General features: G+C 61.6%; 24 protein-coding genes. 13 read left to right on the top strand and 11 right to left on the bottom strand.

What is annotated here, in order from left to right:
* Positions 1–8: 8 nt before the first annotated feature.
* The 4 genes from YH3_RS16480 to YH3_RS16465 all read left to right on the top strand — a co-directional run bounded on the left by YH3_RS16480 (position 9) and on the right by YH3_RS16465 (position 3,118).
* Entirely contained in the window at positions 9–467 is a 459-nt protein-coding gene (locus YH3_RS16480; RefSeq protein WP_063315782.1) for a nuclear transport factor 2 family protein, read from the top strand.
* Positions 468–581: 114 nt separating this feature from the next.
* Positions 582–1,439 (top strand): MetQ/NlpA family ABC transporter substrate-binding protein, encoded by an 858-nt coding sequence (locus tag YH3_RS16475; protein ID WP_003940478.1) that lies wholly within the window; start codon positions 582–584, stop codon positions 1,437–1,439.
* A 12-nt stretch (positions 1,440–1,451) separates the two neighbouring features.
* Complete coding sequence (locus YH3_RS16470) at positions 1,452–2,453, top strand: methionine ABC transporter ATP-binding protein (protein ID WP_064443730.1); 1,002 nt, start codon at positions 1,452–1,454, stop codon at positions 2,451–2,453.
* Positions 2,450–3,118, top strand: coding sequence for a methionine ABC transporter permease (locus YH3_RS16465; RefSeq protein WP_007732650.1), 669 nt, complete (start codon positions 2,450–2,452; stop codon positions 3,116–3,118). The genes YH3_RS16470 and YH3_RS16465 overlap by 4 nt, the downstream gene beginning before the upstream one ends.
* 4 nt (positions 3,119–3,122) lie before the next feature.
* On the opposite strand, the gene YH3_RS16460 is transcribed toward YH3_RS16465, so the two are convergent.
* Positions 3,123–4,343, bottom strand: coding sequence for a fatty acid desaturase (locus YH3_RS16460; protein WP_021331991.1), 1,221 nt, complete (start codon positions 4,341–4,343; stop codon positions 3,123–3,125).
* A 133-nt stretch (positions 4,344–4,476) separates the two neighbouring features.
* Here YH3_RS16460 and YH3_RS16455 point away from each other — a divergent pair, with 133 nt between their 5' ends.
* The gene (locus YH3_RS16455) at positions 4,477–5,682 is read left to right on the top strand and encodes an enhanced intracellular survival protein Eis (RefSeq protein WP_064444211.1); all 1,206 of its coding nucleotides are present in this window, start codon (positions 4,477–4,479) and stop codon (positions 5,680–5,682) included.
* Positions 5,683–5,747: 65 nt separating this feature from the next.
* Entirely contained in the window at positions 5,748–6,311 is a 564-nt protein-coding gene (locus tag YH3_RS16450) for a GtrA family protein (RefSeq protein ID WP_003939753.1), read from the top strand.
* A 36-nt stretch (positions 6,312–6,347) separates the two neighbouring features.
* On the opposite strand, the gene YH3_RS36705 is transcribed toward YH3_RS16450, so the two are convergent.
* On the bottom strand, positions 6,348–6,506 hold the full coding sequence (locus tag YH3_RS36705) for a hypothetical protein (RefSeq protein WP_223304510.1): 159 nt from the start codon (positions 6,504–6,506) through the stop codon (positions 6,348–6,350).
* A gap of 55 nt (positions 6,507–6,561) precedes the next feature.
* Here YH3_RS36705 and YH3_RS16445 point away from each other — a divergent pair, with 55 nt between their 5' ends.
* Positions 6,562–7,683: a tyrosine-protein phosphatase gene (locus YH3_RS16445; protein WP_082845730.1), complete on the top strand. Its 1,122-nt coding sequence runs from the start codon at positions 6,562–6,564 to the stop codon at positions 7,681–7,683.
* A gap of 52 nt (positions 7,684–7,735) precedes the next feature.
* On the opposite strand, the gene YH3_RS16440 is transcribed toward YH3_RS16445, so the two are convergent.
* Genes YH3_RS16440 through YH3_RS16430 form a run of 3 tightly spaced genes read right to left on the bottom strand, consistent with a single transcriptional unit; the run spans position 7,736 to position 11,072 of the window.
* Positions 7,736–8,617 carry an LLM class F420-dependent oxidoreductase gene (locus tag YH3_RS16440; RefSeq protein ID WP_058037669.1) on the bottom strand — a complete coding sequence of 294 codons (882 nt, stop codon included), beginning with the start codon at positions 8,615–8,617 and terminating at the stop codon, positions 7,736–7,738.
* Positions 8,614–9,444 carry an SDR family NAD(P)-dependent oxidoreductase gene (locus tag YH3_RS16435; RefSeq protein ID WP_030536994.1) on the bottom strand — a complete coding sequence of 277 codons (831 nt, stop codon included), beginning with the start codon at positions 9,442–9,444 and terminating at the stop codon, positions 8,614–8,616. Before YH3_RS16435 ends, YH3_RS16440 begins: the two co-directional genes overlap by 4 nt.
* On the bottom strand, positions 9,441–11,072 hold the full coding sequence (locus tag YH3_RS16430) for an AMP-binding protein (protein WP_037128859.1): 1,632 nt from the start codon (positions 11,070–11,072) through the stop codon (positions 9,441–9,443). The genes YH3_RS16435 and YH3_RS16430 overlap by 4 nt, the downstream gene beginning before the upstream one ends.
* Positions 11,073–11,326: 254 nt before the next feature.
* On the opposite strand from YH3_RS16430, the gene YH3_RS16425 reads away from it, so the two are divergent.
* The 4 genes from YH3_RS16425 to YH3_RS16410 are packed head-to-tail and all read left to right on the top strand — an operon-like array spanning position 11,327 to position 14,876.
* Positions 11,327–12,988: a class I adenylate-forming enzyme family protein gene (locus tag YH3_RS16425; RefSeq protein ID WP_007732670.1), complete on the top strand. Its 1,662-nt coding sequence runs from the start codon at positions 11,327–11,329 to the stop codon at positions 12,986–12,988.
* Positions 12,985–13,455, top strand: coding sequence for a nuclear transport factor 2 family protein (locus YH3_RS16420; protein ID WP_054827056.1), 471 nt, complete (start codon positions 12,985–12,987; stop codon positions 13,453–13,455). Before YH3_RS16425 ends, YH3_RS16420 begins: the two co-directional genes overlap by 4 nt.
* Before the next feature lie 13 nt (positions 13,456–13,468).
* A complete protein-coding gene (locus tag YH3_RS16415) occupies positions 13,469–14,365 on the top strand; it encodes a TIGR03619 family F420-dependent LLM class oxidoreductase (RefSeq protein WP_042924820.1) in 897 nt (298 codons plus the stop codon).
* A gap of 1 nt (position 14,366) precedes the next feature.
* Positions 14,367–14,876 carry a nuclear transport factor 2 family protein gene (locus YH3_RS16410; RefSeq protein WP_042924821.1) on the top strand — a complete coding sequence of 170 codons (510 nt, stop codon included), beginning with the start codon at positions 14,367–14,369 and terminating at the stop codon, positions 14,874–14,876.
* 8 nt (positions 14,877–14,884) lie between these two features.
* Here the strand turns inward: YH3_RS16410 and YH3_RS36700 are convergent, their stop codons facing one another.
* Complete coding sequence (locus tag YH3_RS36700) at positions 14,885–15,400, bottom strand: hypothetical protein (RefSeq protein ID WP_230691710.1); 516 nt, start codon at positions 15,398–15,400, stop codon at positions 14,885–14,887.
* Between the two features lie 832 nt (positions 15,401–16,232).
* Between YH3_RS36700 and YH3_RS16400 the strand changes: the two genes are divergently transcribed.
* Positions 16,233–17,729, top strand: a complete 1,497-nt coding sequence (locus YH3_RS16400; RefSeq protein ID WP_064443729.1) for a DUF222 domain-containing protein — start codon at positions 16,233–16,235, stop codon at positions 17,727–17,729.
* A 40-nt stretch (positions 17,730–17,769) separates the two neighbouring features.
* Here YH3_RS16400 and YH3_RS36065 read toward each other — a convergent pair whose 3' ends face one another.
* Positions 17,770–17,925 carry a hypothetical protein gene (locus tag YH3_RS36065; protein WP_003940615.1) on the bottom strand — a complete coding sequence of 52 codons (156 nt, stop codon included), beginning with the start codon at positions 17,923–17,925 and terminating at the stop codon, positions 17,770–17,772.
* A 135-nt stretch (positions 17,926–18,060) separates the two neighbouring features.
* On the opposite strand from YH3_RS36065, the gene YH3_RS16395 reads away from it, so the two are divergent.
* Positions 18,061–18,885 carry a mycofactocin-coupled SDR family oxidoreductase gene (locus YH3_RS16395; protein ID WP_064443728.1) on the top strand — a complete coding sequence of 275 codons (825 nt, stop codon included), beginning with the start codon at positions 18,061–18,063 and terminating at the stop codon, positions 18,883–18,885.
* 31 nt (positions 18,886–18,916) lie between these two features.
* Here YH3_RS16395 and YH3_RS16390 read toward each other — a convergent pair whose 3' ends face one another.
* The 4 genes from YH3_RS16390 to YH3_RS16375 all read right to left on the bottom strand — a co-directional run bounded on the left by YH3_RS16390 (position 18,917) and on the right by YH3_RS16375 (position 22,505).
* Complete coding sequence (locus YH3_RS16390) at positions 18,917–19,705, bottom strand: SDR family NAD(P)-dependent oxidoreductase (RefSeq protein WP_003940182.1); 789 nt, start codon at positions 19,703–19,705, stop codon at positions 18,917–18,919.
* 78 nt (positions 19,706–19,783) lie between these two features.
* Complete coding sequence (locus YH3_RS16385) at positions 19,784–20,434, bottom strand: PaaI family thioesterase (protein ID WP_003940283.1); 651 nt, start codon at positions 20,432–20,434, stop codon at positions 19,784–19,786.
* Entirely contained in the window at positions 20,434–21,303 is an 870-nt protein-coding gene (locus YH3_RS16380) for a MaoC/PaaZ C-terminal domain-containing protein (protein WP_042448411.1), read from the bottom strand. The genes YH3_RS16385 and YH3_RS16380 overlap by 1 nt, the downstream gene beginning before the upstream one ends.
* The gene (locus YH3_RS16375) at positions 21,303–22,505 is read right to left on the bottom strand and encodes a lipid-transfer protein (RefSeq protein WP_064443727.1); all 1,203 of its coding nucleotides are present in this window, start codon (positions 22,503–22,505) and stop codon (positions 21,303–21,305) included. The genes YH3_RS16380 and YH3_RS16375 overlap by 1 nt, the downstream gene beginning before the upstream one ends.
* Between the last annotated feature and the right edge of the window lie 6 nt (positions 22,506–22,511).

Genomic DNA, 22,511 nt, shown 5'->3' with positions numbered 1-22,511 from the left:
GGTGAGATATGCGCATGGACTCCTCGGATCGCGTCGCTCTCACCGACTTGGCCGCCAGGTACGCACAGGCCGTCGACCGCCGAAACACCACTGCACTTGCGGCTCTCTTCACTGACGACGTGGCATTCGTCTTGCCGCCGGCACTGAACGGAACGGATGCGCCGACGGAGATACGTGGGAACACCGTCGTCAGTAGTTCGGTGGTCGATGCCGTCTCACATCTGCACTCGACCCGGCACATCGTCGAGCAGCAGATCCTCGACCTCGACGGCCCCACCACCGCACACGGTGAGGCTTACTGCTCCGCTCACCACATCTATCCGCGGGGCGAGGGCCACCGGGACAACCGGATCGAGATCCGTTACCAGGACAGCTTCCAAAAGGTCGACGGCACCTGGCTGTTCTCGCGTCGCGAACTGGTAGTCGATTTTGCCGAGGACGTTCCGGTCATCCTGCTCGGACAATAGGTACATGAAAAAATCGCGGTGATTCTGTATCTCCTCACGGGAGGTTTACCGGGCTAGCGTTCAGCAACTGTCACGCCATCTCGGCGTGCGTTCGGCTATGTCTTGGAGATTCACATGTCACGCTCGCGCACCAGAAGATTCCTCGCTGCCTTCGCAGTGGCCGCCGTCGCAGTCGGAACCGTAGCCGCGTGCTCGAGCGACAACTCCTCCGACGAGAACGCACCTCTTCGCATCGTCGCTTCTTCGGTTCCGCACGCCGAGATCCTGAAGTTCGTCGAAGAAAAGGGCCTGCTCGGTGACACCAAGATCGAGGTCAGCGAGATCACCGGCGATCTCGACGCCAACGAGGTGCTCGAAGCCGGAGACACCGACGCCAACTTCTTCCAGCACGTGCCGTACCAGGAATCGTGGTCGAAGGAAAAGGGTGTCGACGACCTGGTCGCCGTGGCGAAGGTCCACGTCGAGCCCCTCGGTGCATATTCCAAGAAGGTCACCAACGTGGCCGACCTGCGCCAGGGCGCAACGGTCGCTTTGTCCAACAACGTGACGAACTTCGCCCGTGGGCTGTACCTGCTGCAGCAGGCCGGATTGATCAAGCTCGATCAGCAGTTGGGCGCCCCCGGCACCGACATCACGCAGATCAGCGAGAAGAACATCATCGACAACCCCAAGGGACTCACGTTCACCCAGGTCGATCCCCCGCAGCTGCCGCGCACGCTCGACGACGGAAATGTCGATCTCGCAATCATCAACGGCAACTACGCAATCGAAGGTGGCCTCAACCCGGCCAAGGACGCCCTGGTGCTCGAGAAGGCCGAGGGCAACCCGTACGCCAATGTCCTGACCGTACGCACCTCGCTCGAAAACGATGCGCGAGTACAGAAGTTGGCCGAGGCATTGACGTCCGCCGACGTCGCGACGTTCATCGAGCAGACCTACCAGGGCTCGGTCATTCCGGCCAGCGCTACCTGATCGAGACCCGTCATGGTCTTCTCGATCGAATCGGTCTCCAAGGAATACCGCAGCGGCACACAAGTTCTGCATGCACTCGATTCCGTATCCCTGAAAATCGAAGACGGCGAAATCTTCGGCATCATCGGCAAAAGCGGCGCCGGCAAGTCGACTTTGCTGCGCTGCCTCAACCTGCTCGAACGCCCGACCAGTGGCCGGATTCTGTTGGGCGACACCGATCTGACCGCGTTGAGCCCAGCGCAACTGCGCGACACACGCAAGCGGATCGGTGTCGTGTTCCAGCATTTCAACCTGCTGCATTCCCGTTCGGTCGCCGCCAACATCGCCTTCCCTCTCGAAGTGGCGGGATACTCGCGGGCAGATCGCCGTGCCCGCGTCGACGAGCTGATCGAGTTGGTCGGCCTGGAAGACCGACGTGACGCCTTCCCTTCGCAACTGTCCGGCGGACAGAAACAACGGGTCGGGATCGCGAGGGCCTTGGCGGCTTCTCCCGATGTCCTCCTGTGCGACGAAGCCACGAGCGCCCTCGACTCGGATACGACCGATTCGATCCTCGACCTGCTCGCCGACCTCAATCGACGTCTGGGTGTGACCATTGTTCTGATCACCCACGAGCTCAACGTGGTTCGACGGATCTGTCACCGCGCCGCCCTGATCGACCAGGGACGCATCGTCGACGAGGGAACGCTCACCGAACTGGTCGCAGACCCGGACTCACCCCTCGGCGAGGCGCTACTGCCGGCCGGAACGGTGCGAACGTCCCCGACCGGAATTCCGGCACTCCTCACCTTTGTCGATTCGCTGTCGACCTCGCCTGTGATTTCCCAACTCTCGCGCGATCTCGATGTCGACGTCACCGTGATCTCCGGCGGTATCGAGGACATCGGATCCCATCAGGTCGGTCGCCTTCGCGTGGAGTTCGCCTCGCACACGGGACTCGTCAGCAACGAAGAGACAAGAAAGTCTGTCGAAGAACATCTTTCGCAGCGCGGAGTGAAGGTGACGTTCTCATGAACAAGACGTCCTGGCAGGATTCCCTGGGCGAAGCATGGGAAGCCCTACTCGACACGCTCTACATGGTCGGTGTCTCGTTCGTGCTCACCGTGATCATCGGTATCGCTCTCGGTGTTCTGTTGCACGCGAGCGCGCCCGACGGAATCCGTCCCAACCGCGTCCTCAATTCGGTTCTGGGCACCGTGGTGAACATCGGCCGTTCGCTGCCGTTCGTCATCTTGTTGGTGCTCCTCATCCCGGCAACGAGGGCGATCGTCGGAACAGCGCTCGGCGCCACGGCAGCGATCGTCCCGCTGACCATCGGTTCGGTGCCCTTCTTTGCGCGCGTCGTCGAGAACGCCTTGCGTGAAGTCGATTCCGGACGCGTCGAGGCAGCGCGGTCCATGGGCGCCACCGACAAAGACATCATCACCAAGGTGCTACTGCCCGAATCCGTTCCGGGATTGGTAGCAGGAGCAACCCTGACGGCGGTGATGCTGATCGGCTTCTCGGCCATGGCAGGTGCCATCGGCGCCGGTGGACTCGGCGACTTCGCAATCAAGTACGGCTACCAACGATTCAACACACCGGTGCTGTTCGTCGCAGTCGTGATCTTGATCGTGCTGGTGCAGGCAATCCAGTCGACCGGCGATCTCGTGGTTCGTTCAATGGCGCACAAGCGGTAACTGATCAGCTCGAGACCATCGCGATCGCTGTTCGCAGTCCGCGCCGCTTACCCGTCTGCGGATCGACGCCGAACACTTCCTTGATTCCGCCTCGGATGCGGAACTTCAACTCCGAGTGCGTCTCCGGAGCGTCGTCCTGGGAAGCCGAGAGAAACCTGTTGGGCAGCGACAACTTCCAGATGGTGCGCAGAGTCAATCCGTACTGCTTCCACAGCGGCCCGGTCGTGTACGGGAGGTCGTACTTGTCACACAGGTCGCGCAACGGCACCGCGATTTCCGAGTACCGATTGCTCGGCAGATCCGGGAAGCAGTGATGCTCGATCTGGTAGCAGAGGTTGCCGCTCATGAAGGCCATGACGGGACCGGCATGAAAGTTGGCAGAGCCCAGCATCTGTCGTAGGTACCACTGAGCGCGCGATTCGTTCTCGAATTCCTCGAGCGTGAACTTCTCGGCACCGTCGGGAAAGTGCCCGCAGAAGATGACGGCGTAACTCCAGTAGTTTCGGATGAGGTTCGCAACGACGTTCGCCGTCAACGTGGTCTTCCACGCGGGGCCGGTCAGGGCGGGGAACAGGATGTAATCCTTCGCCACCTGACGCGCGATCTTCTTACCGACGTCCTTGGCCATGTCCGATTTCTCGGACCACTTCACCTCACCCTTGCGGAGTTTGTCCGTTTCGAGGTGATGCAGTGCCACTCCCCACTCGAAGAGGGTCGCGAGCACAAAATTCGTGATCGGTTGAAAGAGATAGTCGGCGTGCCACTTTTGATCGCGCGTGACGCGCATGATTCCGTAGCCCACGTCGTTGTCCAGTCCGACGATGTTGGTGAACTTGTGATGGGTGAAGTTGTGCGAGTGCTTCCATCCCGAGGACGGGCAGGTGTTGTCCCACTCCCAGTTGCTCGAGTGAATCTCGGGATCGTTCATCCAGTCCCACTGGCCGTGGATGATGTTGTGGCCGAGTTCCATGTTCTCGATGATCTTGCCGACCCCCAGCAGCGCAGTCCCCAGAATCCAGGCAGGCTTCTTCTTGCTGGCGAACAAGACGATGCGGCCGGCCACCATCAGAGAGCGTTGAAACGCGATCGTCCGCTGGATGTATCGAGCGTCGTGCGCGCCGCGCTTCTCCTCGATGTCGAGCCGAATGGCGTCCAACTCGCGCCCGAGCGCTTCGACGTCTTCCTCGGTGAGATGGGCATATTCCTTGATGTCGGTGATCGCCACAGTGTTTCTCCGTATCGGTTTTCTCCGTGCCGCAGGACTGGTCCGTCGGGCGGTACCCCTGGGAGCCGGTGCGGAAACGTCAGCCCCGATATTCATGTGCGTCTTCACGCAATCTATGCCAAAGTCGATATACGTGAGCCCCGAAAACAAGATCACCATCCGCACCGCTACCGAGAGCGACTGGCCGGCTCTCCAACTACTCGACTCGGTGGGGTTCGGTTTTCACCCGTCTCCCGCGGTCAGCGAACTGACGAAGGCGCTCTACAAGCCCGAGGACATCATCCTCGCCGTCGACGGTGACCTACCCGTCGGCGTGGCCATCGAAATCGACATGGAATTCACCGTGCCCGGCGGACGCCAACTCCCCACGCGCGGAATCACCTGGGTATCCGTCGCCCCGACTCACCGTCGACGTGGTGTCCTACGCTCGATGTTCACTGCACTTCACGCCCACATCGAGTCGACCGGAGCACCACTTGCGGCCCTGACGGCCAGCGAGGCCGGCATCTACAACCGCTTCGGATACGGCCCGGCCACCTTCAGCGAAGGCATCACCCTCGATCGCCGCTTCGCACGATTCCGCCCCGAGGTGCCCGACAATGGTGGCGTGTCCATCGTCGACATCAAAGCTGCCTCGACGCTTCTTCCCGAGATCTACGACCGCTGGCGGCTGCAGACACCCGGCGCTCAGGTCCGTCCGCAACCGCTCTGGGACCATATGTTCGCCGACCCGTCCGAGGATCGTGACGGCGCCTCCGGACTGTTCTTTCTGACACACGCGGACGGATACATCGCTTACCGGCACACGAGCGAGGGCCGCGACAGCATCGCCCGGATCGACGAGTTCGTGACGATCACCGAAGATGCGCACGCGGCGCTGTGGCGCACGATCTGCGGCCTCGACCTCGTCACCCGGATCGAGACACGCCAGCATCCTGCCGATCCTCTCCGGCTGATGCTGACGGACTACCGTCTTGCCCGGACGACGACGCGCTCCGATCGACTGTGGCTGCGCATCATGGACGTTCCCGCGGCTCTCGAGGCTCGTGAATATGCTGCTGACCTGGACACCGTCATCAAGGTCGAAGATCCGTTCCTGAAGGCCGGCGGAACCTTCGCACTTCAGGTCAAGGGCGGCAAGGCCACCTGTGCGGCCACTGACGCGGTGCCTGCGATCACGATGCCCTCTGATGTCCTGAGCAGCTTGTACTTGGGCGAGCACCAGGCCAAGACCTTCGCGGCGGCGCACCGACTCCACGCGTCCGATCCGCAGGAGATCCTGAATTTCGACTTCGCTTTCAACGCGCAGAAGCCCGCAATTCTCGGGTACGGATTCTGATGATCTTGCCGACACGGGCATCGACGATTTGTGCCCTCCGTCGTATTCAGGGTTAGCCTCGAACAATGGCGTTTGTCGAAAAGATGGTCAATAGGCTTCCTGAGCGGGTTCTCGTGCGCGTCCTGCCGCACGCAGAAATGCTCAAGTTCCTGGTGGTCGGCGGCATCGCCTTCATCGTCACCACGGTGCTGTTCTTCGGCATCAAGTGGACGGTTCTGCCTCAGCACCCGGTGACGGCCAACATCCTTGCGGTCCTGATCGCGACGGTTCTGTCCTACGTCCTCAACCGCGAATGGTCGTTTGCGCAGCGCGGTGGTCGACAGCGCCATCACGAGGCCGCTCTGTTCTTCATCGTCGCGGGTATCGGTTTGGCCATCAACCAGGTACCACTCTGGACCTCCCGGTACGTGTTCCATCTGCGTCAACCCGAGGTGTCGGTGTTGATGGAAAACTTCGCGGACTTCATCAGCGGATCGATCATCGGGACCCTGCTGGCGACGGCCTTCCGCTGGTGGGCCATGCGTCGGTACGTCTTCCCCGAAGAAGCCACCGACAGCCAGGTCGTTCTCGACATCGAAGCGACTCCCGGCACCAAGACGCCGACAACCGACGCCACCGCCCTCGACTGACTCCCGGATCGACGCACCCGATCGCTCGCGCTTCGATCAGAGTTCGTCGATTGCGATCAACCCGTCCTGCAGCGCCCGCGCAAGCAGTGCCATCTTTGTCGGCGCGATGCTCCTGAACGGGCTGGCCCATCCCTGATCATCATCGGCGACAAGCACTCCAGCCTGCAGTTTTCCCGCTCTGCACAACACGGTCACGACACAGTGATCACTGGTGCGTAGCCTCCGATTTCCAATTGGATTCGGAGGACCCATGGCTACTTGCAAAACTCGAGTTCTTGCGCTGTCGGCGGCAGGACTCATGCTCGTACTCGGCGCATGCAGCAAGGCCGAGTCGGCGAAAACGCCGACCGACCTCGACGTGACATCAGCGTCCGCCGGACACTACTCACTGGTCTGGGAACACGGCGGCTCGGAAAAGGTGCGTGTATTCGCCGCCACCGACCCGAAAAACCCAGCCGCAGAAGGAAAGGAAATTGGCACGGTCGACGGCTTCTCCACTGAGGTCGACGGCCTCGACCCACTGTCACGCTGGTACTTCGAGGTCATAGACGAGGACGGCACTTCCACCATCGCGTCAACCCGCCACGTGACGCTGCAGGGCGCAGCCAACGTGCGTGATGTCGGCGGATACGAGACAGCCGACGGCCGATCAGTCAAGTGGGGCCTGGTTTTTCGTGGCGACCGCTTGAGCGATCTGACTGCTGACGATCAACAAACGATCGAGAACGCAGGCATCCGGACCGTTGTCGATTTCCGAGGTGACAGCGAGATCGCAAAGGACGGAGCAGACAAGGTTCCCGCGAACGTGAAAGTGGTCAACACGGCAGTCCTGGATGCCGGCACTCAGGCTCTTGCCACAGCGATTACGAGTGCCCTGAAATCTGGTGACCCTGCAATCGTGGAGCAGGTGCTCGGGGGCGGTGAAGCCGTCCGGATCAGCGACACCGGCGCCGTCGACCAACTGTCCAAGCCTGACGGAATGACTGGGTATTCCCAAGCCCTACGGACCATCGCCGATTCCGAGTCCGCAGTCGCTTACCACTGCACGGCAGGCAAAGACCGCACTGGACTGATGACAGCTCTACTTCTCGGCATTCTGGGTGTTCCTGACAAGACCATCGTCGACGACTTCGTCCTGTCGAACACCTACAACAAAGCCAAGAACGAACAGACCTACACGTTTCTGTCTTCGAAAGGAATCGATGTCGATCTGTTGAAACCGTTGATGGAGCAGCGTCCCAGCCAGATTCAGCCAGTACTCGACAAGATTCGCGACCAGTTCGGTGGGTGGGAGAAGTTTTCGCAGGACGTGCTGAAACTTGACGCCGACACGATCGCAAAGCTCCGGAGCAAATTGCTGACCAAGCAATAACTACAGCAATGACCGGCAGCCGCTCCGATGGCTGCCGGTCACGCCCGCACTCCTAGTTACTCAGCCCCAGCCGCTTCGAGCATTCGGCCATTTCGTCGATGATCAGTTCCAGCGACGTGCCACGACGACTCGCGGACAACACGATTCGATCGGCTCCCAACCCGCGTGCCCAGTCGAGTTTCGCTTCGTCGAGCCTGGGCAGTGTCGCACCGAGTACCAGCGATACGTCGGCAGGATCTCGATCTGCCTTCACCGCAGCCGCTTTCATCGCCGCTACAGCCTTGTCGAGATCTTCACCGGCCAGTCCCAGCGGCTGGAAACCATCACCCAACCGGCCTGCTCGCCGAGCAGCAGCGAGACTGTGTCCACCGATGTAGAGCGGAACTCCGGATTCGCGGTGCGGCTTCGGCCAGCTGTACGCACCCTTGAACGAGAAGTAATCGCCGTCGAAATCGACTGCTTCCTTGCCCGCCCAGAGTGAACGCATCACCGCGATGGCCTCATCGGCTACCTTGCCGCGGCGCTCGAAGTCACCGCCGCACGCCTCGATCTCTTCCTTCATCCACCCCAGGCCGAGGCAGATGCGCAATCGCCCACCGGAAAGGCGATCGAGCGTCGCCAATCGTTTGGCGAGCACTACCGGATTGTGATTGGGCAGCACCAGAACTCCAGTGGACAAGCCCAAAGTGGTTGTGGCACCCGCCACGAACGAAAGCAGTTCGAGCGGATCCGGGATGTCGCAGTCATCGGGAAGATGCGATTTTCCGGTCGGAGAATAGGGGTACTCGCTCTCGGTGTCGGCGATGACCACCGAGTGCTCCACTGCCGAGATCTCGTCGAAACCCAGCGACTCGGCCGCACGGGCGAATTGCAGAATCCAATCAGGGTCTCCGCTTCGACCCAGTTCGACCGGAACGACCACGCCGAGCTTCATACCGTTTCCTCCAGTGTCGCCATCAATTTCGGACCATCCACGACGCGACCGAGGTACCGGTCCGCATCGGGATCTGTTGCAAGCCACACCGCCGCTGCAGCGGGTACGGATGCCGGTGTGGCCGCAAATCCGGCGTCCACGATTGCGTCCGCGCCACCACGGGCTTTCCCTGATTCCGTGATGACAAATCCCGGACTCAGGTTGAACGCTTTGATTCCGGCGTCTCGGTACTCGGAGTTGATCGCTCCGGCAATACGTCCGAACGACGCCTTCGACGCGGCGTACGACAGACCCCAACCACCCTCGCCGGGAGGCGCAGGCGGATCCATGGTCGCCGAGCCCGATGCCAGATTGACCACTACGCCGTTGCCGCTCTTGATCATCGACGGGAGTATCACCTGGACCAGAGCGAGTTGGTGCAGATAATTCCCGATCGCCATCGCCTGAGCGTCGTCGATCTCGATGTCGAGCACCCGGTCCATGTTTCCGACAGTCTGCGCATAGGCGTTGTTCACCAGCACGTCGACACGTCCCCACTCGGCCAGCACCCGTTCACCGGCGCCGCGGACGGATGCCAGATCGAGCAGGTTCATCGGAACGGCCAATGCGCGCACACCGAAGGACTCGATCTCGGCAACCGTCGTCTCCAGGCTGCCGGGCACCGGAATCACTTGCTCGCCTTGCCTCGTTCGCGGGGCTGCCCGCCCCTCTCCTTCACGAACGGTGCGAGCAGTGATTGCAACGTCGAATCCGGCGCGCGCGAATGCCAGCGCGCACTCTCGGCCGATCCCCCGGGAAGCGCCGGTCACCAGCGCAACTTCACTCACAGGAACCGCGTGCGGCCGTGCGTCTCGAACTCCTTCTCCAGGTTCACCACGTCAGCTTCGGTCATCAACGTGTATTCGGGAGTGCCTCGGCCCACCCAGTGGAACACTGGTTCGTCGGTCCGCCAGCGATCGGCTTGAAGTTCACGTTTGAGTACCTTGTTGGAGCCCGTGACGGGCAGGTCGGTCGAAACGCGAACAAATCGTGGCGCTGCCTTGGTACCCAGATCCGCCTGCGCGGCAAGGTAGTCGGCGAACTCGACCGGATCGAAATCGGCGAGATCGGCGACCTCGATCGCAGCCATGACCTGATCACCCGAACGCGGATCCGGTACCGCGAAGACACCCGTGGCAATCACTTTGGGGTGCCGACGCAGGATGTGCTCGATCATCAGGGCCGAGGTGTTCTCACCGTCGACCCGGATCCAGTCGCCCTTGCGTCCCGCGAAGTAGATGAAGCCGGCCTCGTCGACGTAGCCGAGATCGCCTGTCCAGTACCAACCGTGGCGAATCTTCTCGGCGATCGCGTCTTCGTTCTTGTAGTACCCCTCGAACTTCTTCGATCCGGCCTTGTCGACCATCTCGCCGATGGATTCGTCGGGGTTCAGCACGTGACCGTGCTCGTCGAGAATTGCGCGGGGTCGCTCTTCGCGCGTATCGGGATCGACGATGACGATGTTCTCGCTCGCGGGACGGCCCAGTGCTCCGGCAGGTTGGTTCGGATCGAGCACTACTGAACCGGCACCTTCACTCGAACCGTATCCCTCGAAAAGTTGTGCACCGAAACGACGGATGAACTCTGCCTTGTCCCCCGGCGACGCCTCGGTCCCGAAGCCGTGGGTGAGGGTGTTCTCGATGTCGTCGGGCAGTTCCGGCGTCGCCATGAGATACCCCAAGGCCTTACCGACGTAGGTGAAATATGTTGCGCCGTAGAACCGAACGTCCGGCATGAATCCCGAGGCCGTGAACTTACGAACGAGGCAGACCGTAGCTCCCTGCGAAAGGGCCGGCGCCCACAGAGCCATCAACGCGTTGCCGTGGAAGAGCGGCATGCAGCAGTAGCAGACGTCGTCGCGGTCGATGTCGTACTTGGCGCAGTTCGCGTAGGCCAACCGCGTCAGACGCCCCTGGCTGCACCGCACTGCCTTGGACATTCCGGTAGTGCCCGAGGTGAAGAGAAGCAAGAACAGCGTCGACGCGTCGACACCGAGGTCGATCTGAGGCGACTCGACGTGATGTGCTGCAATCCTGTCCGGGTACGACGCGTCGTCGACCAGGACGAAACGATCTTCGGTCAGCCCGAGGTCCAGGCCGGCAAGCTTCTCGTAGCCTGCTTTGTCGGTGACGATCAGCTGGCAGTCGACGTACCGGACCTCAGCCTCGAGTTCAGCTCCACGCCTGGTCGGATTGATGCCGACGATCGTGGCCCCGGTCAGGGCCGCGCCGCCGAGCCAGAACAGGAACTCCGGATCGTTCTCGAGAAGTACTCCGATGTGAAACGGTCCGGGCGCGCGAAGCGACTTCGCCAGCGAGCCGCGCGCTGCGCTCTCGCGCACCACCTCGTCCCAGCTCCAGTCCTGCGTCCGCGTCCGCAGGCCCAGGTGCTGATCACCGAGACGGTCGATCAACATCTGCGCGACGTCCTCGCGCTGAGGAGCTGCAAGAGCTGCATTCGAAGATGCTTCGGTGGCGGTGTTCGTCATCGTGTCCTGTGTCCTAGTCGATATCGGAATGTCGATTACTCCAACTGCGATACGACTCGAACGTATCGACGCCTCAGAGCCGGAACCGTCCCAGTCTCGCTCAGTGGTAACCGCCGCCACAGATATGATTTTCTCGTGAGATTTTGTGACGTGAAAAGCGCCACAATACGAAAGGCCATTCCATGACTGCCCCCGCAGATCCGCAGTTGCTTCTGGACCAGGCGGTCTCACGCCTCACCGGTCCAGGTGGGCCATTCGAGATCGTCGAAGAAGAGGTTCTCGGCACCGTCATGCCTGTGATGAAGAACCGCGGTCACGCCATCGGTGAACTGATCTCGGCATCCCGGGCCTGGGGCGACGGCGACTATCTCGTCACCAGCGATCGTCGAATCTCGTTCACCGAGCATGCCGATTCCGTTGCCGCGCTGGCAACTGCTCTGCGGGACAAGTACGGAGTCCGCAAGGGCGACCGTGTGGGCATCCTCGCTGCCAACACTCCCGAATGGGTCATGACGTTCTTCGCGACGCAGGCGCTCGGCGCGATCGCAGTCGGTCTCAACGGTTGGTGGGTTCCGCGCGAGGTCACCCACGGGATCGAGCTCTCACGTCCGAAGGTTCTGGTCGTGGACGCCAAGCGCGGCGCCGCCCTCCCCGAACTGCCGGCAGACATCACGGTCCTCACCATGGAAGAGGATCTGCCCGCGCTCATCGCGGAATATGCAGGCTCCGACGTGCCGAGCACCGACATCGACGAGGACGACCCCGCCGTCATCCTGTTCACCAGTGGTACCAGCGGCCGCCCCAAGGGCGCACTCCATTCGCACCGCAACGTGATGGCCGTCGTCGACTACCACAAGTACAGCGACGCGATCGGCGCCGCATTCACCGGCCGTGAGTACGACGCTTCCAAGCCGAGCCCACTGCGTTATCTACTCACCTCCCCGCTCTTCCACATCGCCAGCCTGCACAATCTGGTGGTCCCCCGTCTCGCGACGGGCAGTGCCGTCATCCTGACCGAGGGCGGCTTCGACGTCGACAAGGTGCTCGGGTTGGTCGAACGCGAGCGCGTCACCAACTGGGGTGCTGTCCCCACGATGGCATCGCGGCTACTCGAGCACGGCAACATCGCCAAGTACGACGTCTCTTCGTTGACTGCATTCTCACTGGCATCCGCGCCGTCGTCGCCCGCGTTCAAAGAACGCCTCAAGGAGCAGGTGCCGTTCGCACGCAATGCTCTGGTCGACAGCTACGGCCTCACCGAATGCAGCACCGCCATTGCGGTCGCCGTCGGCGCCGAACTCGAAGAGTTCCCAGGCACTCTCGGGCGTCCGATCATCACCGTCTCGATGGAGATTCGCGATCCCTTCGGCGAATGGCTGCCGGACGGCATCGAAGGTGAAGTGTGCGTACGCAGCCCCTTCGTCATGCTCGGATACTGGGAGAACGACGAGGCGACCGAGTCGGCAATTGCCCCCGGACGCTGGCTCCGCACCGGCGATTTCGGCGTAATCGAGAACGGGCGTCTCCGTCTCACCGGTCGTCGTTCCGACCTGATCCTGCGCGGCGGCGAGAACGTCTACCCCACCGAGATCGAGCAGACGCTCGACGAACACCCCGACGTGATCGAGTGCGCTGTCATCGGCATGCCGCACCCCGACCTCGGCCAGGAAGTGTCCGCCGTGGTCGTCCTGCGTCCCGGAGCCGCCACAACGGAGGCGGAGCTGCGTGATTACGCCGCCGAGCGACTGTCCTACTTCAAGGTGCCGTCGAAGTGGCGCATCACCAGCGATCTGTTGCCTCGCAATGCAACCGGCAAGATGGTTCGGCGCGAGATCACCGTATGACCACGGAGCTGTCACGGATCGTCGCCGAGTCGGCGATCCGTGACCTGCTCTGCGAGTACACGCATCTGATCGATCAGGGCCGATTGCGTGAAGTCGCTGCATTGTTCGCCTCGTCCGACTACGGGCAGTGCGGGCCGGACGGGGTTGCCATCACGCTCATTTCGTCCGACGCCGACGCAGTGTTCGCAGCCTGCAGCGGCTTCATTCGAATGTACGGTGATCCGCCGGTTCCACGAACCAAACATCTGCTGACCAACACGCGAATCGCGGTCGACGGTGAATCAGCGACGGCACTCTCGTACGTCACGGTCATCCAAGGTACCGAAGATCTTGCCCTGCAACCTATTCTGGCGGGGCGCTACTTCGATCGCTTCACCTGCGTCGACGGGTCGTGGCAGTTCAGCTCGAGACTCTTCTGTCTGGACAACATGGGCGAGATGTCCGCGCATGCCAAGCGGGCACTGTAGAGGAACGACGACTGTGGAAATCGGCGTCAACATCTTGGGCCTCGAGGCCCTGTTCGACGGCAAGATTCGCCCGGTTCTGGACTTCGCCGCGCGTGCTGACCGTGCCGGGATCGATCTGATCTGCACCGGCGATCATCTCGGGTTCAATGCCGAAGCACACGCTCAGCGGGTAGCCGAACACAACTTCCTGTTCCCGTTGGATCACCCTTGGTACGAACCGATTTCACTTCTTTCCTCGATCGCCGCAGTGACCGAACGCGCTCGCCTCGGAGTATCGGTTCTGATCGCCACTGTTCGCCCAGCCGCCCTGCTTGCCAAACAGGTTGCAACTCTCGACTCATTGTCCGAAGGTCGAGCCGTCATGGGTTTCGGCGTCGGTTGGCAAGAAGCCGAATACACCGCTACCAACATGCCTTTCGACGCGCGATTCGGGCGCATGGAGGAGGCTGTCGCAGCGTGTCGCGAACTGTGGACCAATGCTCCGGCCACCTTCAAGGGACGCGACTTCGCCTTCGAGAACTACCACAGCCTCCCGCTGCCGATCCAAAATCGCGTACCGGTGCTCTTCGGTTTCGGACCAAGCCGGCGGAACTTCGACCGCATAGCACGCGTCGCCGACGGTTGGACCGTGAACCCGACCGACCTGGGAACGTTCACCGACAGTGTCACATTGCTGCGCAACACGTTCGAAGCCCACGACCGCGAGCCGGATACCGCACGTGTGCAAGTGTCTGCGGCGCCGGTTCGGCGCGACAATCGGTCCGTCGACCTCTCGGCAACCGCTGACAAGGTCCTGGACTGGTCCGACCGCGGCGCGTCTGCCGTGGTGCTTCGGCCTGCCGTATTCGATTGCGCTGCCGAAGAACTACCGGAATTACTCGACTGGATGACCAGCATCAAGGAGGCGTGACATGGACCAGGCACTGCAGGATCTCATCGACAAGCAGGCAATTCGTGAGGTGGTTCTGACGTACTGCCGCGGCATCGATCGCCTCGACTTCGATCTCGTCCGCAGCGCCTACCACCCGGACGCGATCGACCATCACACCGGATTCGACGGCACCATCGACGAGTACATCGCCTGGGCCACAACAAAACTCTCCGCGATCGGCGGCACGATGCACCACATCGGCAACCACCTGGTCGAACTGCACGGCGACCACGCGATCAGCGAGGCATATTCGATGTCCACACACTGGGGCGGGCCCGAAGACATCGGAATGATCAACTTCACCAGTGGTGCGCGGTTCATCGACCACATGGAGCGACGCGACGGCCGTTGGGCGATCAAGGAGAGATGGGCCGTACGCGAGTGGACTCGCTCGGACGAGGGCCGCTTCGTCAACCCCGAAGGGCCTGGTCCGCGTGGGCGTCGAGATGCCTCGGATCCGCTCACCGCACTACGAAGGTCCCTTGAATAACTTGGGGTTCAGTCTTCGAGGTCGAATTCAACTCGCGCTCTCGCGAACAACATGCGGATATCCTTCCCGAACGTGACTGCTGCCGTTCCCAATGCATTGACCGCTGCGGTCAACGGGTCCGATTCGATCGCGTCGAAAATCGCATTGAGAGCGTAGGACGGGACATGAATATTCCCGTGATCGAACGGATTGGACTCCGGTTGCGGCGAATGGTCCACTATCTCGATCTTGACTTCCAACTCCACATTCTCGGTCCCCGCACCAAATTCCTCCTCGTGTAGGTGCTCGAATGCCGCTGTGCGATTTCCGAAGGGTTCCGGAAGTTGTTGTCCCACATGCATAGCGTTGAGGGCCGGACGAACCCAATCCCTGTCGGCTAATCCCGCATGCTCATACGCCTGCACAGCGGCCCAAAACGCGAGTCGACGAAGAGTCGCGACGTTCATGCGGACGACCGCTTCGACAAGTGGTCGGTCCATACGAGCTAGATCTTTGCCGGACTGGAATCGTTCGAGTTCAGGCATCGGATCTCCTCCCCACTCCTGCCGCTCTCGTTCAGCAGCTTCGGCGCGGAGGTCACTGATTTGCACAACCCTGGACGGCTCGCCGTTCTCGCCGTAAATCGTTATCCATTTCGACTCGATGTCCCGTTGTGGACGAGGAATCGGTTCAGGTATCGGTTCGTCCACAGGAACGCCATATCCCGGCATGTCCCACTGCAGCGATGGCCGCACCTCGTCACCACCTGCAGGCCACATACGCACCCGCCAAACATCTCCGGGTTCCGTCGATCCGGGCCAGCCGTAGTTTACAAAACCGCGGCCGGCAATCTCGACCAGATATGACCCCTCGGGTACATCACAGACAATGAACTCCCCACCCGGAGGTGAATCAAAGCTGATTGACCCCTGCGGACCAACCGTCAGAAACGACTCACTGACCTGCTGCCATTTCTCGCGATCGGATGTGGGTCGGGAGGACCAGACTTCGACCGTTGTATGCATGTTGAAGTTGTTCTGGTGCGGGCTCAGGACAATCACAACTGTGCCGTCACTGTAAGCAGGGCGCGAAGCCATCGCGAGTTCGAGCAGGTCCGTTTCCCTCCCGAAACCGTCATCGTCGCCGTATATGTAAAACTGTCCATAGTCCATGAAGAGCACAAGCGACTGTTCACTGAGTTTCACCGCGTTGTCTGCCACAAGCCGATACTTACACAGTGGCACGACAATCACGTTCGAGTTTCGAATGAACAGGATCCAAAACGCAAGCACAATAAGCATTTCGGCCGATTCGGACTATTCCGACTGATTTGAGAATTCAGTTCGCATCGAACACACATTCGAATAGAATGGATGCATGTTCAACCCGACAACAGAGCTCTTCGGTATCTCAGCACAGCTGACCGGTACCGAAACTGATTGTGCGCTGGTTGATCTCATGACCGATCTGCATGCATGCGAGGCGATGCTGGTCGAACGCAAGCTCGCTGTGATTGCCGAGTTCTTTTCGCGGCGAAGCTCGGAGCATGTCGCCAGTGGTGCGTGGTCGTCGACCGCACACGAATTGGCTGAATCGGAAGTCGGTGCGTCACTGACGATGGGTCGCGCGGCTGCCGGCAAGCTGATCGGGTTGGGGTTCTCGTTAAAGACTCGTCTGCATCGCACTCGAGCGGCGATGGCCCGTGGCGAGTTGGATCTGTACCGAGTTGGTTTGATCGATTCCGCGACCGCGAACGTGAAAGACGAATTGATCGACGAGGTGGAACGACTACTGCTCGCGCAGGTTCTCGCCCCACCAGTAGCAGGCGGAACGGGCTTGACGGGAAGGCGACTGACAGCGGCGATCGATCGGATCGTGGCGATGGTGGACCCGGAAGGTATGCGAGAACGCCGACGCCGTGCTCTCACCGATCGCTTCGTCGGGGTCAGCGCTGCCGAGGACGGGATGGCAAAGATCTTGGGAAGCGTTCCGGCAGAGCAGGCTAGGGCATTCGACGGCCGACTACGCGAGTTGGCAGTGTCGGTATGCCGAAACGACTCACGAACGTACGAGCAGCGACGAGCCGACTCGCTCTTCGAGTTGACCAACGGATCACAATTCTTGCCGTGCAACTGTGGCCGAGATGATTGCCCGCAGGATCGTAGCGGTGGTGTTGTCGTTCGTCGGCCCGTGGTTCACGTCGTGATGACTGATTCCACTCTGCACGGTGGCGGTGAGCCCGCCCACCTCGACGGGTACGGGGTGATCAGCGCTGAGCATGCTCGCGATATCGCCCGTGACGCCGCAATTCGAAACGTCCGCGCACCTGCTGATGACGTCGCAGAGCCGGTGCCTGCTTCGGCGCGCGTCTACCGACCGGGCGCCGTTCTCGATACCTGGTTACGGATCATCGCGGGCAGCTGCCAATGGCTGCATTGTGATGTCCCGGCCTGGAATTCCGATCTGGACCACAATGAACCGTTCCATCACGGCGACCCCGAATGCGGCGGTAAAACGATCGCGTCGAATATGAGTGCGTTCTGCCGCAACCATCATCGCCTCAAGCATTCCGACCGGTGGCGGTTCGCGTCGAACGAGGATCGGACCATGTCGCTGACGTCGCCGACCGGGCATTGTTACCGAACGCGACCCGCAGGACTGATGGCTGGATCGCACGAACCGACACCGCCCCAGGGCGGTCGAAATCGGCGGACCCAGGCGGAGAACAAAGCTGCCCGTATCCAGAGTGAACGCAATCGCCAGCGCCGACGGATACAGAAACGAGCAGAGAAATACGTTCAATGTAGGCAGTGGAAATCACCGCCGGCTCACCGAGAACCCATCGACTACGGGGACGACCCGCCACCGTACTGAGATACCGAGCGGTGTCGAGGCGCGCCGACGGGTCGCAGGGTCAGTCTGACGTCGGCTTGGTGCCGTCTTCTGGTGCCGGATCGTCGTCGGCAAGCGGATCTATGGTGTCGACACCTTCGAGGACGGTCAGCTCTTCTTCCGCCTCGGCGAGGAGCCCTTTGGCTTCAGCTTCGACCTTCTTCACCCAATCGGACATCCCGAGCCTCTTCTCTTCCGAAGCGAGTTCCCGCTGTAACTGAACTCAGACTACGTCGCCGGCGACGAATTTCGCCGTCCCCTCGGGTCAGTACTCATGACCGAGTAATCGTGATTCACGACGGACGGAGCACGCATGCCCGGACAGTTGGAAGGCAAAACCGCACTGATCACCGGGGCCGCCCGAGGTCAGGGCAGGAGCCACGCCGTGCGATTGGCGCAGGAGGGCGCGAACATCGTTGCGCTCGACATCTGCCGTCAGATCGAATCGGTGGCCTACCCGATGGGAACCGCCGACGATTTGCGGCAGACAACAGCAGCGGTCGAGAACCTGGGACGAAGTATCGTCGCGCGAGAAGTGGATGTTCGCGATCTGTCCGCACTGCGAACTGCGGTATCCGAAGGAATTGCGGAGCTGGGCAGCGTCGACATCGTCCTGGCCAACGCCGGTATCGGCATGATGTCCCCGGATATCGACGATGCTCGCGCCTTCCGCGACCAGATGGAGGTCAACCTATTCGGCGTCTGGAATACCGTCCAGGCCGCAGCGCCCGCGATGATCGAACAAGGTACAGGTGGCGCAATAGTCCTTACCGGATCAACTCTGGGACTTGTCGGTCGTGGAGGTGACGGCACCGGCGGATCCGACGGCTACTGCGCGAGTAAACACGCCATCGTGGGGCTTGGGCGCACGTGGTCGCACTGGCTTGCTCCCCACAATATTCGTGTCAACTCCGTGCACCCGACTGGCGCGAATACACCGATGGTCGTCAACGACGCGGTCGCGAAGCTGTTTGCGGACTCCCCGACATCGAGCGGAGCCTACGTGGGCAACCTCTTGAACGTCGAGTTGATCGAAGCTGCCGACGTCAGCAACGCGATAGCCTGGCTGGTTTCGGATCAGGCTCGGTACGTCACAGGTATCGCGTTGCCGGTCGACGCCGGGTTCACGGCCAAATAGACGCCGGATACACCGGCTGCGTCGCCGTCGATCAGTCGACGGTCGGCGCCCACTGCACGCCGTTGATGTGCCCACCACCGTCGACGAAGAGGGTGTTGCCGGTGACGTAACGGCTGTCGTCACTTGCCAGGAAGGCCGCAACGGGGCCGATGTCGTCGAGGGGATCGCCGATCCGCCCCATCGGGTTCTGTGCGGCCATCACTGCCACGTTCTCCGGATTGGCTTCGGCGACACGCTTGTACGCCGCACTCTGCGCACCGGGACAGATGACGTTGCAGTTCACCTGCTTGGGAGCCCACTCGCGGGCAGCAGTGCGAGTCAGGGTTCGCAATGCTTCCTTCGCCGCGTTGTACTGCACCGAGTACATGTGAGCATTCACGCCATTGAGGCTGCACATGTTGATCACGCGGCCCGTGCCGTGACGCTCCAGTTCCGGCAGGGCAGCCTGCATCGCCCAGAATGCCGCCATCACTGCCATGTCGAAACCGCCGCGCAATTGCTCGTCGGACATCTTCTCGAGCCGAGCGAAACCGAAAGTCCGCCAAGCATTGTTGACCAGGATGTCGAGGCGTCCGAACCGCTCGACGGACTTGTCGACCATGGCAACAACCTGAGCTTTGTCAGTGACGTCGGTCCGGACGAATTCCGCCTCCGCGCCCCATTCGTCCCGCAACCACTGGGTGGTTTCGAGGCCCGCTGCCTCGTCGATCTCGGCAACCAACACCGACGCGCCTTCACGCGCGAACGCGCCCGCCACTCCGCGCCCGATGCCCATACCGGCACCGGTGACCACTGCTACACGTCCGTCGAGCTTGCCCACTGGGCCTTCCTTCGTCAGAACCCCTGTGCGCCTTTTTGGTAGTTCCCACTACCAAAAAGGCGCACGGGGGCGAAGCCCCTACCTGGGGCGCGGCACGGTCTTGTCGATGAACAGTCCCTCTACCGACACACACAATTCGCCGTCCGCAGTTTTGATCTCACCGACGGTGTGAATCTTGCGGCCGTCCTTGGACAGGAATTTGCCGCTGATCGTGAGGGGCTCGAACAGCGGAGTCGGGCGATGGTACCGAGTGCTCAATTGTGCTGTCATGCCGGAAGTTCCACCCCAGGCGTTCGCGACGCCGAGAACGTGATCGAGCAGCAGCGCCGAAACACCGCCGTGCACATGGCCGGGAGGGCCCTGGTACGGCAGCGTCAACGTGACCACTCCCTGCACCGACCCGTCAGCGAGCCCTTCCAGAACGAGCGGCGGCGCAATGGCGTTCTCGGGGCCGGTCACGGGGTCGTGACGAGTCACGCCCTCACCGTTCCACATGTCGATCAACCGCTCGGCCACCTCGGGTGAGTGCTGTTCGAGATGCTCTGCAATGCTGTTGAGCTCCTCCGCAACCCGGTCCAAATTGGCGTTTCCGCGGTCGGTGCGCAGCATCGCGTCGACAACGCGACGCGCTGCTGCCGTGGCCCGGTCGACCGGGGCGTCCTGCGGCGGCGACGTCAGAATCGTGCCGCCCGGATGTGTCGCTGCTGTGGGGTGCGAACCGAGGTCCATCAGTTGATCTCCATTGTTGCGTGCGTGAGAACCGGGGAGTTCTCGCGTTCGGGGCACGTCGCCGCCAACGTCAGTGTGTTGCCGTCCTGCCATACCGAGGTGGTGATGGATTCGCCGGGGAAGAGCGAACCGGCAAACCGCACCGAGTAGTTCTTCACCCGCGTCGGATCTCCGTCGAGAATCCCGTCTACCACGGCCTTGCAGACGATTCCGTACGACGCGAGGCCGTGCAGAATCGGTGCATCGAAGCCCGCCATCTTCGCGAAGGAGGGATCAGCGTGCAGCGGGTTCATGTCTCCACTGAGTCGGTACACCAGCGCCTGTGAGGGACTCGTGCTCGACGTCAGTACCTTGTCGGGCGCTCGATCAGGCACCCCGGCAACAACTTCGGGTCCGGCGTTGCCGCCGAATCCACCTTCGCCGCGCGCCCAGATCTGCATTCCGGTGGTCCATAACGGATTCCCGTCCAGGTCCTCGGCCGCCGTCTCGAGAACGATCACAGCTGCCTTACCCTTGTCCCAGACATCGGCGACCCGAGAGGAAATACGGGCAGCACCCGTCGACGGGATGGGCGCGTGAAGTGCCAGCGACTGCCCACCGTGCAGGATCTTTCGCAGATCGATGTCGATTCCCGGCATACTCATCGACGGTGCGGGCAGTACACCCGCCGAAACTCCCTGGCCTGCAACCATTGCAAACGTCGGGAGTACCTTCAGCCCCTTTTCGTACACCCAGGTCAGTTCGGCGGGATCGAGAGCATTCACCCCTGCCCCGAGTCCCAATTGGTAGAGCATGACGTCGCGATCGGTCCACGACGCCTCGCGCACAGTCGGTTCGGCGGCCAACGCCACCTCGAGATCGATAGCCATCAGTTCTCCAAAGTTCCGGCTCGGTAGACCGTCACGACGCACGCGCCGCCCAGTCCGAGGTTGTGTTGCAAGCCAATACGAGCGCCGTCGACCTGCCGCGCATCCGCGGTCCCGCGGAGCTGCCACGTGAGTTCGGCGCACTGCGCCAAGCCCGTCGCGCCCAGCGGGTGTCCCTTCGAGATCAAACCACCCGACGGGTTGACGACCCACTGGCCGCCGTACGTGGTCGCGCCGGATTCGACGAGCTTTCCGCCTTCTCCGACCGCGCACATCCCCAGGCCCTCGTAGGTGATGATCTCGTTGATCGCGAAGCAGTCGTGCAGTTCGATGACGTCGACGTCATCGATGGTGATCCCGGCCTGCGCAAAGACCTGCTCTGCCGCAGCTGCCGTCATCGGCGCGCCGACCACGTCGATCATCGACTTCTCGGCGAACGCTGCCTCGGTGTCAGTGGTCAACGCCTGTGCGACGATTTCGATCGCCCGGTCTTCGAGGCCGTGCTCACGCACGAACTTCTCGCTCACGACGATCGCGGCTCCGGCGCCGTCCGAGGTCGGCGAGCACTGCGAACGTGTCAGCGGATCGTGAATCATCTTGTCGCCGAGTACCTGTTCGAGGGTGTACTCGTCACGGAACTGTGCGTACGGATTGTTCACCGAATGCTTGTGATTCTTGACCGCCACCGCTGCGATCTGCTCGACCGTGGTGCCGTACTTCTTCATGTGCTCGACGGCAGCGTTACCGAACAGCTGAGCTGTCATCGGCGATCGGGCGAACCCGTAATCCTCGACCATGATCTTCAGCTGAGAGTCCAAGGTCGTGACCTTGGGCATCTCACCGTTACCGGTCAACGCCGTTTTGGTCATCTTCTCGAAGCCGACGGCCAAGGCGCACTCGGCTTGTCCGGCCTGGACCCACTCGCGCGCCATCATCAGCGCCGTCGAGCCGGTCGCGCAGTTGTTGTTGACGTTGAAGATCGGAATGCCGGTCAGACCGGTCTCGTAGAGAGCTCGCTGTCCTGCTGTCGACGCGTTGAACACGTAACCGACCGCAGCACGCTGAATCTGGCCGTAGCCGATCCCGGCATCGGTCAGGGCATTCGAGACGGCTTCGGTCACCATGTCCGGGTATTCCCAGTCGCGGGTCTCGATCTTCTCGAACTTGGTCATGCCGACGCCGATGACGAAGGTGCGATTGCTCATGTGCAG

The sequence above is a fragment of the Rhodococcus sp. YH3-3 genome, from assembly GCF_001653035.1.
GTDB lineage: Bacteria > Actinomycetota > Actinomycetes > Mycobacteriales > Mycobacteriaceae > Rhodococcus_F > Rhodococcus_F qingshengii.
The sequence above is the reverse complement of the archived record's forward strand: the minus strand, read 5'-3'. Positions and strand labels throughout refer to the sequence as shown.

Bases quoted from the DNA above. Each gene is read 5' to 3' on its own strand.
- YH3_RS16480 (WP_063315782.1), top strand. From the start codon at position 9: ATGCGCATGGACTCCTCGGATCGCGTCGCTCTCACCGACTTGGCCGCC.
- YH3_RS16475 (WP_003940478.1), top strand. From the start codon at position 582: ATGTCACGCTCGCGCACCAGAAGATTCCTCGCTGCCTTCGCAGTGGCC.
- YH3_RS16470 (WP_064443730.1), top strand. From the start codon at position 1,452: ATGGTCTTCTCGATCGAATCGGTCTCCAAGGAATACCGCAGCGGCACA.
- YH3_RS16465 (WP_007732650.1), top strand. From the start codon at position 2,450: ATGAACAAGACGTCCTGGCAGGATTCCCTGGGCGAAGCATGGGAAGCC.
- YH3_RS16450 (WP_003939753.1), top strand. From the start codon at position 5,748: ATGGCGTTTGTCGAAAAGATGGTCAATAGGCTTCCTGAGCGGGTTCTC.
- YH3_RS16445 (WP_082845730.1), top strand. From the start codon at position 6,562: ATGGCTACTTGCAAAACTCGAGTTCTTGCGCTGTCGGCGGCAGGACTC.
- YH3_RS16440 (WP_058037669.1), bottom strand. From the start codon at position 8,617: ATGAAGCTCGGCGTGGTCGTTCCGGTCGAACTGGGTCGAAGCGGAGAC.
- YH3_RS16430 (WP_037128859.1), bottom strand. From the start codon at position 11,072: ATGTTGATCGACCGTCTCGGTGATCAGCACCTGGGCCTGCGGACGCGG.
- YH3_RS16425 (WP_007732670.1), top strand. From the start codon at position 11,327: ATGACTGCCCCCGCAGATCCGCAGTTGCTTCTGGACCAGGCGGTCTCA.
- YH3_RS16420 (WP_054827056.1), top strand. From the start codon at position 12,985: ATGACCACGGAGCTGTCACGGATCGTCGCCGAGTCGGCGATCCGTGAC.
- YH3_RS16410 (WP_042924821.1), top strand. From the start codon at position 14,367: ATGGACCAGGCACTGCAGGATCTCATCGACAAGCAGGCAATTCGTGAG.
- YH3_RS36700 (WP_230691710.1), bottom strand. From the start codon at position 15,400: ATGCCTGAACTCGAACGATTCCAGTCCGGCAAAGATCTAGCTCGTATG.
- YH3_RS16400 (WP_064443729.1), top strand. From the start codon at position 16,233: ATGTTCAACCCGACAACAGAGCTCTTCGGTATCTCAGCACAGCTGACC.
- YH3_RS36065 (WP_003940615.1), bottom strand. From the start codon at position 17,925: ATGTCCGATTGGGTGAAGAAGGTCGAAGCTGAAGCCAAAGGGCTCCTC.
- YH3_RS16395 (WP_064443728.1), top strand. From the start codon at position 18,061: ATGCCCGGACAGTTGGAAGGCAAAACCGCACTGATCACCGGGGCCGCC.
- YH3_RS16385 (WP_003940283.1), bottom strand. From the start codon at position 20,434: ATGGACCTCGGTTCGCACCCCACAGCAGCGACACATCCGGGCGGCACG.
- YH3_RS16380 (WP_042448411.1), bottom strand. From the start codon at position 21,303: ATGGCTATCGATCTCGAGGTGGCGTTGGCCGCCGAACCGACTGTGCGC.
- YH3_RS16375 (WP_064443727.1), bottom strand. From the start codon at position 22,505: ATGAGCAATCGCACCTTCGTCATCGGCGTCGGCATGACCAAGTTCGAG.